At 59.3% G+C, this 11,865-nt stretch carries 14 protein-coding genes; 3 read left to right on the top strand and 11 right to left on the bottom strand.

Annotated features, from left to right (window positions below):
• Positions 1–37: 37 nt before the first annotated feature.
• A complete protein-coding gene (locus VJU77_05940) occupies positions 38–433 on the top strand; it encodes a cupin domain-containing protein (protein HKP02890.1) in 396 nt (131 codons plus the stop codon).
• A complete protein-coding gene (locus VJU77_05945) occupies positions 430–1,074 on the top strand; it encodes an START domain-containing protein (protein HKP02891.1) in 645 nt (214 codons plus the stop codon). Before VJU77_05940 ends, VJU77_05945 begins: the two co-directional genes overlap by 4 nt.
• Here VJU77_05945 and VJU77_05950 read toward each other — a convergent pair.
• The 11 genes from VJU77_05950 to VJU77_06000 form a co-directional block, all read right to left on the bottom strand.
• On the bottom strand, positions 1,071–2,303 hold the full coding sequence (locus VJU77_05950) for an ATP-binding protein (protein HKP02892.1): 1,233 nt from the start codon (positions 2,301–2,303) through the stop codon (positions 1,071–1,073). The genes VJU77_05945 and VJU77_05950 overlap by 4 nt on opposite strands.
• A 32-nt stretch (positions 2,304–2,335) precedes the next feature.
• The gene (locus tag VJU77_05955) at positions 2,336–2,758 is read right to left on the bottom strand and encodes a DUF1801 domain-containing protein (protein ID HKP02893.1); all 423 of its coding nucleotides are present in this window, start codon (positions 2,756–2,758) and stop codon (positions 2,336–2,338) included.
• A 43-nt stretch (positions 2,759–2,801) separates the two neighbouring features.
• Positions 2,802–3,383 (bottom strand): hypothetical protein, encoded by a 582-nt coding sequence (locus tag VJU77_05960; GenBank protein HKP02894.1) that lies wholly within the window; start codon positions 3,381–3,383, stop codon positions 2,802–2,804.
• An 85-nt stretch (positions 3,384–3,468) separates the two neighbouring features.
• Positions 3,469–5,637, bottom strand: coding sequence for a polyribonucleotide nucleotidyltransferase (gene pnp / locus VJU77_05965; GenBank protein ID HKP02895.1), 2,169 nt, complete (start codon positions 5,635–5,637; stop codon positions 3,469–3,471).
• Between the two features lie 231 nt (positions 5,638–5,868).
• Complete coding sequence (rpsO, locus tag VJU77_05970) at positions 5,869–6,132, bottom strand: 30S ribosomal protein S15 (GenBank protein ID HKP02896.1); 264 nt, start codon at positions 6,130–6,132, stop codon at positions 5,869–5,871.
• Positions 6,133–6,215: 83 nt separating this feature from the next.
• A complete protein-coding gene (locus VJU77_05975) occupies positions 6,216–6,752 on the bottom strand; it encodes a hypothetical protein (GenBank protein HKP02897.1) in 537 nt (178 codons plus the stop codon).
• Between the two features lie 104 nt (positions 6,753–6,856).
• Positions 6,857–7,339, bottom strand: a complete 483-nt coding sequence (locus VJU77_05980; GenBank protein HKP02898.1) for a hypothetical protein — start codon at positions 7,337–7,339, stop codon at positions 6,857–6,859.
• 66 nt (positions 7,340–7,405) lie between these two features.
• The gene (locus tag VJU77_05985; GenBank protein ID HKP02899.1) at positions 7,406–8,146 is read right to left on the bottom strand and encodes a glycosyltransferase; all 741 of its coding nucleotides are present in this window, start codon (positions 8,144–8,146) and stop codon (positions 7,406–7,408) included.
• Between the two features lie 127 nt (positions 8,147–8,273).
• Positions 8,274–8,615: a cupin domain-containing protein gene (locus tag VJU77_05990; protein HKP02900.1), complete on the bottom strand. Its 342-nt coding sequence runs from the start codon at positions 8,613–8,615 to the stop codon at positions 8,274–8,276.
• Positions 8,616–8,677: 62 nt separating this feature from the next.
• On the bottom strand, positions 8,678–9,676 hold the full coding sequence (locus VJU77_05995; protein ID HKP02901.1) for an AI-2E family transporter: 999 nt from the start codon (positions 9,674–9,676) through the stop codon (positions 8,678–8,680).
• 138 nt (positions 9,677–9,814) lie between these two features.
• Positions 9,815–10,285: a GNAT family N-acetyltransferase gene (locus VJU77_06000; GenBank protein ID HKP02902.1), complete on the bottom strand. Its 471-nt coding sequence runs from the start codon at positions 10,283–10,285 to the stop codon at positions 9,815–9,817.
• Positions 10,286–10,461: 176 nt separating this feature from the next.
• On the opposite strand from VJU77_06000, the gene VJU77_06005 reads away from it, so the two are divergent.
• Positions 10,462–11,790 carry a VWA domain-containing protein gene (locus tag VJU77_06005; GenBank protein ID HKP02903.1) on the top strand — a complete coding sequence of 443 codons (1,329 nt, stop codon included), beginning with the start codon at positions 10,462–10,464 and terminating at the stop codon, positions 11,788–11,790.
• Positions 11,791–11,865: the final 75 nt, after the last annotated feature.

The raw sequence follows: 11,865 nt of genomic DNA on the forward strand, positions 1-11,865 counted from the left end.
GAGAGTTTGCAGTTGAGAGTTGAGAGAATGCGGCAGCATGAGTGGTGCTGCTGAAGACAAGTCGCCGGCCGGTTTTTCCTACAACACCCGGCTGAACATTCTCCATCAGCCGCTCGAAGTGGTTGACGTTGCTGGTCTCGTCGAGGCCTGCACGGATAAGTGGTACAACCAGACGCTGTGCAAAGTAGACGAATCCGTGGTGCGCCTCGGCGTTGTCCAGGGCGAGTATCACTGGCACAAGCACGATAACGAAGATGAATTCTTCTACGTCGTGAGCGGCCGGTTTCTGATCGACCTCGAGGGGAGCACCATCGATCTCACCCCAGGCAAGGCGGTTGTAATTCCCAAGGGTGTGATGCATCGGCCCCGCGCGCCGGAGCGAACCGTTATCCTGATGGTCGAGCGCGCCGGTATCATACCGACGGGGACATGAGGGCGCGTTTTCTCGCGGCCGCATTCATTGCCGCCGCGATCTGCCCTGTCCTTCTCGCAGCCGAACCGGAGGCGACTCCCGGCGAATGGAAATTCATTTCCAACAAAGACGGGGTCGCGCTCTACCGGAGACAGCGTCCGTTATCGTACGAATCGAGAGCGATCGGCGAGATCGCGGCGAGCACCGACCTCGTCCATGCCGTCCTCGAGGACATCGAATCGTACACCAGCTTCATGCCTTACACCGTGGAATGCCGGGTGCTGAAGCGGGACGGCGATTCCGTGATTGGTTATCAGCGCATTTCCGCGCCGATGACGAGCGACCGCGATTACACAATCCGGGTGCATAACAGCTCGAAGAAGGTCGAAGGCGGCACGACCTACCTGAGTCGGTGGACGACCGACAACGCCGCCGGCCCGCCGGAAAAGCGCGGAGTTATTCGCGTGAATTTGTGCGAAGGCAGCTGGCTCCTCGAACCAATCGCACCCGACCGTACCCGGGCTACGTACCTCATCTACACCGACAGCGGCGGATGGATCCCAAAGTTCATCAAGGAAAGCGGCAGCCAGATCGGCATCCGGAAATTGTTCGCCGCCATCCGGAAACAAGTTACGAATCCGAAATACGCGAAGAAGAATTAAGCGGGATTTGACGGATTTGCTTCGGTCGCCGCTTCGCTGTGCGAAGCGCCTGCCTCCAGCATCCGCACCCGCTTGTCCAAATAGGGCAAACGAATCGTCAACGTCAGGCCCTTGCCTTCATTGCTTTCGATCGCCATTTCGCCGCCGTGTTCGCGCACGATCCGGCGAACAATGAGAAGCCCGAGACCGGACCCAGTACTCTTCGTGGTGAAGTATGGCTCGAAGACGCGGCTCAAACTTTCGGCGGACATCCCGCCGCCCGTATCGGTGAAGCTAATATTGACGTGGGTCGCGTCCAGGTCGGTGCGAATGCGCAGAATGCCGCGGCGCTTCATCGCTTCGAAGCTGTTCTTGATGACGTTGTAAAACGCCTGCTTCATCTGGTCGCGGTCGAGTTCGATGAGCGGAAGATCGGGACGCAGCTCCGGTTCCACCACGATGTCCCGGTCCGCGATTTCCGGGCCGAAGAAGCGAAGCGCTTCGTCCACGATCGAGTTCACGTTCTCGGGGTGAAGCGCCGGCTTTGACGGGCGAATGGCCTGGAGGAACTGCGTGACGATCGAATCGAGCCGGGTGATTTCAGCCCGGGAAATTGCGATCGCTTCCTCCAGCTCCTCTTTCACCTTGCCGTCGAGCTTGCGCACCTTGCGCTCCATCAACTGCAAATGGATGTGAAGCGAATTGAGCGGATTGCCGATCTCGTGGGCGACACCGGCGGCCAGCAGAGTCAGCGCATTGAACCGCTCCGACTCGATGGTCTTTTCCGTCGAGCGCCGGCTCTCCGTGATATCGCGGAGGATGATCGCGTGCCCGACCGGCTCCGCCTTATGGCCGGGATCATCGACCCCGGCGACAGCCTCCCGGCGCTCAATCAGCAGCGGCACGATGTAAAAATTCAGGAAGCGATTGGCCGGATAAAAAATCTCAATGTCCCGGCTAACGGCGCCCGGCGATTGCGAAAGCGATTTCCAATCGAGGCCGCGCACCTTTTCATCGAGACGCTTGCCGATCGAGTTTTCTCCCTCGAGCCCAAAGAGCACGCAGGCTGCGTCATTCAGGTAGGTGATCCGCCCTTTCGCGTCGGTGACGATGATCCCTTCCTGGATCGCGTTGAAAACGGTCTCGATGAGCCCCTTCTCCTGCGCGAGCTGGAGCAGATAATTCTGGACGTCTTCCGGTCCAATGCGCCCGAGGCGTTCGATGAGCTTGTCGAGAAAGCCGGACTTCATCGCGCCATTGTAGGGCGATCAATCCACACCCGCTAGTGTCTGGCGAGCGGCCCGGCCTGCTCCGCCTTAACGCGCCGCTTCATATCGCGGTAGGCAGTCTCGATCAGCTTCCTCAGCGCCGCGGTATTGACGTCACGCTCCGGGCTAAGTTTCACATGGCGCATGAACCTGCCGGTGCCTTCGAGGAGACTTTTCGGATCGGAAAGCTCGGCGCCTCGGAAAAAGCCGGCGTTCACGTGCGCTTTGAAGGCGTTGACGTAGCCAAAGGCCGCGTCGCCGACGCACGCCGTCGGATGGCCATCATGCAATAACTCCCGGACATCCTCTCCGCAGCCGCGCATCATCTCAAACCAGCGCCGTGCGATCGCCCCCAATTCATCCGGGTGCTCCTTCATCCAGGCCTCGATCGCCGGATCTCGCCCGACGGCAGTCGGGAAGCGCATGAGCTGGCTCATCGCGGTTTCATTCCAGCCCGGATGTTGAAGATTTCTCGCCGGTTCATTTCGTGGCCAGCTTTTCGAGCGCGCGCTCATATTCCTGGACCAAGGTTTCTTCCATTGGCACGACGTCGTTCAAATACATCCAGAGCGAGCGATTCAGATCACGTTTGTACTCGAGGCTTCCGTGGTCGCCGCGTGGCTGCCGCATGACCGCAATATAGCCGGAGTTAAGTTTATCCAGACCGTCCTGCGCGCGGTAAATATCCGATAGGAGGATCACTTCGGACGGAGCGAAATCAACCAGGGTGCCGCTGGCCGAGAAACTGCGCCAGGCGGCGTCGCGCAACGGAGCGGGATGCAGCCCGGTGTCGAAGGCGCCGCCGGGTTCCGCACTGCCGGTGTCGGTCAGACGTTTGTACTCCGTCTGCAATTTTCGGTGATGAGCGAGAAAGGGCTCCGAGAGCAACAGATCCCGATTGGCCCGAATCTCGTTCGCCAGCGTTGAACGGGCTTCCGCCACGCGGATGAACCGACCCTGTTTGTCCCGCCATTCGTTCACCGCCAGAGCGAGCAAGATGCTCAGGACAATGAAAACAGATTCGAACAGGGCGCGTGGCAGCCATCGTGCGGTTCGGCTCATGATTATTGCAAAAAGATCACGACCCGATCCGAACGACAAGCTGAAGCAGAGCGCCGCTCTGCGAGCTACGCTCCCTTGGATTCGATTACCGCCTCGGCTGGCGCTCTTCGACGCGATCCGGCTCCGTGGTCTGGCCGGCTTCGGCGGCGGCGCGTTCCTTGAGCGCGGCTTTGCGACTCAATTTCACGCGGCCCTTGTCGTCGATGCCGATGCACTTCACCCAGATCATTTCGCCCATCTTGGCGACGTCTTCCGTGCGGTTGACGCGGAAATCGGCCAGCTCGGATATGTGGACGAGTCCGTCCTTGCCCGGGAACACTTCGACGAAGGCGCCGAAATCTTTGATCGAAACGACGCGACCATGATAGGTCTGGCCGACTTCGATCTCGCGCGACATGCCGCCGATGATTTCTTTTGCCCGCGCCATGCTCTCCGGACTGGTGGCGTAGATGTGGACCGAACCATCGTCTTCGATATTAATCTCCGCGCCGGTCTCGGCCACGATGCCTTTGATCGTTTTGCCGCCGGGTCCGATGAGCGCGCCGATCTTATCGGGATTAATCTTGATCGTCTCGATGCGGGGCGCGTACTTGCTCAAATCAGGCCGCGGCTGATCGATCGTTTGCGACATGATCCCGAGAATTTTATCGCGCGCTTCTTTCGCGCGGAAGGTCGCTTCGGCCATGATCTTGTGGCTCACGCCGGGCAATTTCAGGTCGAGCTGGAATCCGGTGATGCCGGCAGACGTGCCGCAAAGTTTGTAGTCCATGTCGCCGAAGTGATCTTCGGAACCGATGATGTCGGTGAGCAACTCGTAGCGTTTCATCTGGCCGTCGTCGGCCTTTTCGGTGACGAGCCCGACTGAAATTCCGGCGACCGGGGTCTTGATCGGGACGCCGGCATCCATGAGGGCGAGCATTCCGCCGCAGACACTGGCCATCGAGGTCGAGCCGTTCGATTCCATGACTTCGCTCGAAATGCGGATCGCGTAACGGAAATTATCGGAGCTGGGCACGACAGGTTCCAGCGAACGTTCCGCCAGGGCGCCATGGCCGATCTCGCGACGGCTCGCGCCGCCGGTCCGGCCGGTTTCGCCGACGCTAAAGGGCGGGAAATTGTAATGGAGCAGGAAACTCTTCGAGGTTTCGCCGCCGCCGTAAGCATCGATGTTTTGCGCTTCTTCGATCGGCGCCAGGGTAACGAGAGCGAGCGCCTGGGTTTCGCCCCGCTGGAAAATCGCGGAGCCGTGGGTGCGCGGGAGAACGCCGACTTCGCAACTGATCGGACGCAAATCCTGGTAGCCGCGGCCATCCATGCGCTTCTGCTTGTCGAGCACGCTGATCCGGAACGCTTTCTTCTGGACGTAATCGAACGCCTGCGAGATCGCGAACTTATCGGCCTCGGGATATTTCTCGAGGATCGCGGTCTTCACTTCTTCCTTGAGCGCGTTGACCGCCTTGGTCCGCTCGACTTTGGTCGGCGTGTAAAGCGCGCCTTCGATTTTGTCGCCCGCCACCTGGTAGGCGACCTCGAGAAGGTTCTGATCCACGGTCATCAACGGCATCTCGCGTTTCGGCTTCCCGACTTTCGCCGCGAGCTCTTTCTGGATCCGGATCATCTCGCGCGCATGTCCGTGCGCGAAATCGAGCGCCTTCACAAAATCCTCTTCCGGCACTTCCTGGGCGGCGCCTTCGATCATGATGACGTCGTTTTCCGTGCCGACATAGACGAGATCGAGATCGCTCTGGTCGCGTTCATCATGCGTCGGGTTGGCGATGAACTGCCCATCGACCCGTCCGACCCGCACCGCGCCGATCGGTCCGGCAAACGGAATGTCGGAAACAGTCAGCGCGGCAGAGGCGCCGTTAATCGCGAGAATATCAGGATCGTTCTGGCCGTCGGCGCTCAGCAGGATCGAGATGATCTGGGTGTCGTAGAGATAACCGGCCGGAAAGAGGGGCCGAAGGGGACGATCCGTCATCCGCGACGTGAGCGTTTCCTTCTCGGAAGGCCGTCCTTCGCGTTTGAAATAACCGCCGGGAAATTTTCCGACCGCCGCCGCCTTTTCGCGATAATCGACGGTGAGCGGAAACCAATCCTGGCCTTCCTTGATTTGAGTGGCCGAAACGGCGCTGGCGAGCACCATGGTGTCGCCGGTGGAGACGATGACTGCGCCGTCGGCGAGTTTGGCGATTTTGCCGGTTTCGATTGATATCTGCGTGGACCCTATCTGGGCCGTGACCTTGTGTTGCATAACGAGACTACTTTCTGGAATTTGGCTAATCCCAGGCCGGTCACCCTGATTGTAGGTTTTAAGTCCGAATCAGAATCGCAAGTTGGAAACTTGCGCCACAATTTCGAAACTAAAACCTCTAATCAAAGTGGAACATCGGCCTGAGCGCCGGTTTACTTTCTGTTTAACGAATCGTTCCGCCAAAAAGCCCGAACGAAAGACGGAGCGCGACCAAAAGACGAACCCGCGCGGTTATTTCCGCAGGTTGAGCTTCTCGAGCAGGTTTTTATACCGCTCGGACTCCGACTTGCTCAAATAATCGAGCAAGCTCCGGCGCATCGCCACCATTTTGAGGAGGCCGCGGCGCGACGAATGATCTTTGGCGTGACTCTTGAGGTGGTCGGTCAGCTGCGAGATCCGGCGGGTCAGAAGCGCAACTTGCACATCCGCGCTGCCGGTGTCTTTCTCGTGGAGCTGGAACTCCTTCATGTCCATCGTGTCACTGCTTTCTGCCATAAACGAGCCGGTATTGTAGGTGAAGAATCCACCTTCGCAAGTGCTATGGCGAAGGGGGGTCTCCTCCCCGGGGCGGAGCGCCTCTAATGGCCTTTGCCGTGGCCTTTCGAGTGGAAATTGCCGTTCGACTTCGGCCCCTTCATCTGGCCATGACTGTTTCCCGGGCCGGTATCGTCATCGAAAAACCTCTCTTCCTTGTTTTTCTTCACCTTTTTTACCTTCCCGTTGTTATGCCTCATGGCCTTGTCCGTGTGCCGGGCCTGGCTCACGACGGGGCCAAGCTTGACGTTGTTTTGCTTCGCGATCCAACCCCAGCCGTGGCCGCTGGCCTTGAGCGCGGCGATTTCGTCAAAGGTCTTCCCCGTGGCCGACGCCAGGGAATTCGCGATAAACAATCCGCCGTAGCCCAGACGCGTCCGGTCGCGTTGCGCCTCGAGGTTAGCGATCGGCACCCCCGTATCTCGGGAGATTGCCGCCAGAACCTGTTCGTGCTCGCCGGGTGTCGCGCCCCAGCTATCGTAATCGTTCGCCGTCCTTTCCAGGATGGTAACGCCCTGCGCCCTCGCGATGGCCGCGCCGAAAAACAGGAGCGCCATCACAATCAAACCCTGCTTCTTCATACTATGGAATCGAAACAGGCAGGGCGATTGACCCTGCGGGCGCGACAATCTCCTGGACCGAAAATCCAGGCCGGCCCAGGCAACCACCCGGATTTTCCCGGGCGCTATTTTCTCTTCATCTCCTCGAGCAGCTCCTTGGATCCCTTCAGCCTTACCTTATGGGCCCCCGCGATTTGGGCCCAGCTTTGGCCGCTCTTCTTCAAGGCGACGATGGCGTCGAATTTCTTGCGCGTGGAGAGGGCAAGCGCATGGGCGACATAAAGATCGCCAAAGGTAAGGCCAGTCCGCGTCTTTTGTTGTTCGAGGGTGGTCCCGGCCACGTCGGTGTTGATGGTGATGATGCTCAGCGTGCGCTGCTTGTTTTTGCGAGCACTGGCATTGATATCCTCGATTAATTTGGCGATGGCCGCGGCGTCATTCTCACCGCCTGGCCGGCTGCTGGCCTGGCTCTTCGATCCCCGAACGTTTTCCTGGCGCTCCGCGAAACGTTGGAGCGCGTTTTCTCGCTCCGGTTCCGCCCCATCCGCAGCTGGGACCAGCGCTGACGTTAGCAATGTCGTCAGCAGCATGACGACCAGTCTTTTCATAGAGTCCGGAGCGAAGTTGACACAAGCTTGGACAACACGCGAGCCCTCTCGCTCGACCAGACGCAACTATCCCGGCACGCTCTCCGAAACGCGGCCGCGCGTCCTGGTTTCACGTTTTCCATCGTACCAAATATCGAGCTTATCGCGAGAGCGCATGCCCCGTATCCCACCCGCAAGCAAGGCGAACGATCGCCCCAGGAAATACCGGCCGGAATACATGCGCAGCTTGCGGCCCGAAGTCACGATCGGCCGGCGGAGTAACTTGAAGGAGCCGCGTTTCTTTAAGGCCCGAGTGAAAAAGACTTCTTCGCCGGCGAAGAATTGTTCATCGAATCCGCCAATGGCTTCAAAATTTCGACGGGTCGTAAACAGGAACGCGCCCGCGCCCAATCTCGCCAGGGTGAAATAAAAGAATGAGAAAATTTGGACGAAGAGGCGGCCCCACCGGGGGACGTAACCCTCGGGGACAACACGCGCGCCACCACCCACGCAGCCTGCGGTCAGGGCGTCCAAAGCGTCCGTGACGTGCTCGGGGGAAATCAGGGTATCGGCATCAACAAAGAAGAGAACGTCGCCTCGCGACGCGCGGGCGCCCGCGTTCCGGACGGCGGCGATCTGTCGATAGTTAACTGGAACCACAACGGCCCCGGCAGCCCTGGCGACCTCGGCGGTAGCGTCCGTCGAGGCATCATCCGCGACGATGATTTCGAATGGCTGCCCCGAAGCCTCCGCCGCCGCTCGAATCGAGCTCAGGGAGCCAGGAAGCTCGTGCTCCTCATTGTGCGCCGGAACGATGAACGAGAGCATGACGGGATGCGGGATGCGGGATGCGGGATGCGGGATTCGAGATTCGAGATTCGAGATTCGAGATTCGAGATTGGAGATTGGAGATTCGGATAGCTGAGGCGCGGGAGCGCCTATCTCGCATCTCCTATCACGCATCCCGAATCTTTTCTTTATCCAGCGCGATATATTCGTCCCGCGGCGGACTGAACGTATCGAGCACGGTCGTTTTCTCGAGCGTCTCGACGCCGTGGGGAACGTTCCCCGCCACATAGAACGATTCGCCAGCCCGCAGCTCCTGGGTAACGCCGCCGGCATTCACCTTCATCCGGCCCGCGATGATGTGCATGATCTGTTCCTGAGGATGTTTGTGCTCGGGCATGACGCTGCCCGCCTCCAGTTCGGCGATCATCTGATACATCGTCGTGCCGTGCGTGACCGTGCGCCGCCTGATACCCGGCGCCAACTCGATCCAGGGTTTTTCGTTTGTCATAACCCAGCAACGAAGCGGAGCCCTTCCGAATGTCGAAGGAAAAGTCGCAGCCGCCGGGACGGTTATTGCAGGGTCGACCGCGGAATAGCAGGGGCGGCTTCGATTTTCGACATCTCGACCCGGACATAATTCAGGATCACCGGCGAAAGAATCATCCCGGGCACGCCCATCAGCTTCTCGCCAATAATCAATCCGATGAGGGTGAGCCAGATCGGGTTCCGGATCCGGGCGCCGATGATCTTGCTGTTCAGGAAATATTCCAGTTTGTGGACGACCACCAGAAAGATGAGCGCGAAAATCGCCAGCTTACCCGAGACCTGGAAAGCAACGAAAACGATGACGGTGTTGCTGACTACATTGCCGACGATCGGGAACAATCCGCAGAGGAAAGTGAGGCCGACGACGACCGGAGCATAGGGAAGTCCCACCACGAAAACAAAGATCGCGGTCAGGACGGTGTTGATCGCGGAGATCGTCATCTGGGCGCCGATCACCGTGGAAAAGCTGCGGTAGAACTCGGCGAAACGCTCGGCGATTTCGTCGCAGCAAACCGAGTAAAGGTTGTTCTGGAGCCGGTTCGATCCGCGGGAGAGATCGATCCGGCCGTTGAAGAAAATGCTGACCGCGCAAACGATCGCGATGATAATAAAGACGAGCGTGGTCGAAGCGTGCCGGGCGAAATTGGCGAAATCGCCGAGGTATTTGGCCTGGTCCTTGATCGTGGTCATCGCGGTCGCCTTGAGTCCCTCGAAATCCTCGAACGGCAGATTGAAGTTGTGGTCTTCAGCCCAGGCGATGGCGGAAGGGACGGCGTTATCGGCAATCTTCGGCAGGGCATTGATGGCGGCGCGCACGAAATGGCCGGCGACGTAGCCGATCACCGCCCAGATCAGGATAAAGATCACGAGCACCACCCATTTGTTGGGAATGAAACGGCCGAGCCTGGTCAGGACAAAATAGGAAAAAAGGAGCGCGAGAAACGGGGCCCCGAGCTGAAGAAAGCCGATGAGAACCAGGGTCAGCGCCAAGATGACATAGGACCAACGCCGCTGTTTCGTCATGCCCTCCAAGGTGCGTGGGGGGCGTTTGTTCGTCCAGTAAACTCTCCGGAGGTCTTCCGTAGCCGCGTCCCTGTGGGACGCGTGAGATCGACATCGCCACCAATCAAACGCGCGCTAACGTCGCCCACAGGGCGACGGCTACAAAGGAACCGCATATTCGAGCAGCGGCAATTCCCGGCGTTCGCCTTCGATTTGGGTGACGCTTGTCCCCGTCCATATCGCTCCCATTCGGCGATAAAATCCCTCCGCGTTCGGATCGGCCTCGATCCTAATTGAATCGAACCCGAGATTCGTGGCCTGGGCCGCGGCGTGTTCGAACAAGGCGCGGCCGATTCCGCGTTTCATGGCGCTGGGCAGAATCCAAAGATGGTCGAAATGAAGCCCGTCATCTTCGGTAGTGAGAACATAGAATCCAACGGGACGATCACCATCGATCGCGCAATAGCTGATGTTTTTCGCGATGAATTCGGGGCGCATCGTCAGGATATCGCGCCAGGCTGTGATCCAACTTTCCGGATACCCCCAATGTCGCTTCGCGGCGTGTGCGATTTCGGTCAGCGCCTCGGCATCTTCCGGTTTCGCTCGGACGATTTGAATCACGGACTTCATTAACCGCGGATGACGCGGATTGCTCGGATATTCTATCTCATCCGCGCCATCCGTGTAATCCGCGGTTAGAAGCTCCCCATTTCGCTACGCATCTCCTTCAGCGCGCTGACATTTCTTTTACAAACTTCGCACCGCGCTCTGACACGGAATTTCGAGTTCCGTGTCTAACTGAGCATATGAACAAAATAGCGTTAGGCAGCTTCGCGGCATTCCTCGGCCAGGTCGTCATTGCTTCCGCCGATCCCGAGGTCACGCTGCGGGTGACGCCGGACCGCGAATGGATCTATCGGTCCGGAACGCGCGATGTGATCGTGCAGGTCGAGATCGAAGCGCGCAAAAGCGACGACACGCGGCGCTCGCCGATGAATCTCGCGGTCGTCCTGGACCGGAGCGGTTCCATGGAAGGCGCCAAGATCGAGAAAGCGCGCCAGGCCGCGGCGATGGCGGTCGATAAACTGGCTGACGACGACATCTTTTCGCTGGTCACCTACGACACCGAAACCGATTTGCTCATTCCGCCTGAACGCGTCGGCAACCGGGATCACCGCGAAGATCTGAAGGCCCGCATTCATCGCATTCAGCCGGGGGGCAGCACCGCCCTGCATGCCGGAGTCGTGCTGGGCGCCAAACAGGTGCGCCGCTTTTTTGACAAGGAACGCGTGAATCGCGTGATCCTGCTCTCCGATGGCCTGGCGAATGTCGGGCCGAGCACTCCTTCGGACCTGTCCCGTCTCGGCCACGATCTGCGTGGGGACGGAATTGCGGTCAGCACAGTGGGCCTCGGCGACGATTACAACGAGGACCTTATGACCGCGCTGGCCGAGTCCAGCAACGCCAATTATTATTATGTGAAGGACGCCGAGAAATTGCCGTCCGTCTTCGCGCAGGAACTGGGCGCGGCGCGTTCGCTCCTGGCCCGAAGCATCGTCATTCGCATCCGGACGCCGGAAGGCGTGCGCCTGAAGGAAATCATCGGACGGCCTGAAATCGAATGCCACGATCGGGTGGCTGAGATCAAAATGCCGGAGCTGTTCGGTTCGGAGCAACGGCGGTTCCTGGTCCGTTGCGAGGTGACCGGCGATCCCGCGGAAGCGATCGACGCGGCCACGGTGGAACTAAACTACGCCAACCTGGCCGGGAACCAGGCGCCCCTCCAACGGCAGGCGGCAAAAATTTCGCTGACCGACGACCAAAAGAAATCGGACGCAAGCGTCCGGGCCGAGGTCGTGCGGGAACATAGCGTCGTGCAGAACCGGCTCGCCAAGGAGATGGCGGTGAAGCTGGCGGATGAGGGCAAGACAAAGGACGCGGTGGCGTTGCTTCGCCAACAGGCGGCCAAGAACGCCGCCGCGCCCCCGGCGATTCAGGTGCCCGGGGTAAAGGAAGAGAACCAGAGCCTCGAGGCGGCCGCTTCGGAAATTGATTCCCGGGGCCGGCTCGAGAAGGCCCGGCGCAAGGCGATGCAATTCGAAAATTACGCAGACAAATATCAGAAAACCCGCTAACTGGCATGCGCGCCACGTCCTGCGGACCGTGCGAGGGAAAAGTTCGATGGCAATCTTGTCGATCTGTCATCGGCG

The sequence above is a fragment of the Chthoniobacterales bacterium genome, assembly GCA_035274845.1.
Taxonomy (GTDB): domain Bacteria; phylum Verrucomicrobiota; class Verrucomicrobiia; order Chthoniobacterales; family UBA10450; genus AV80.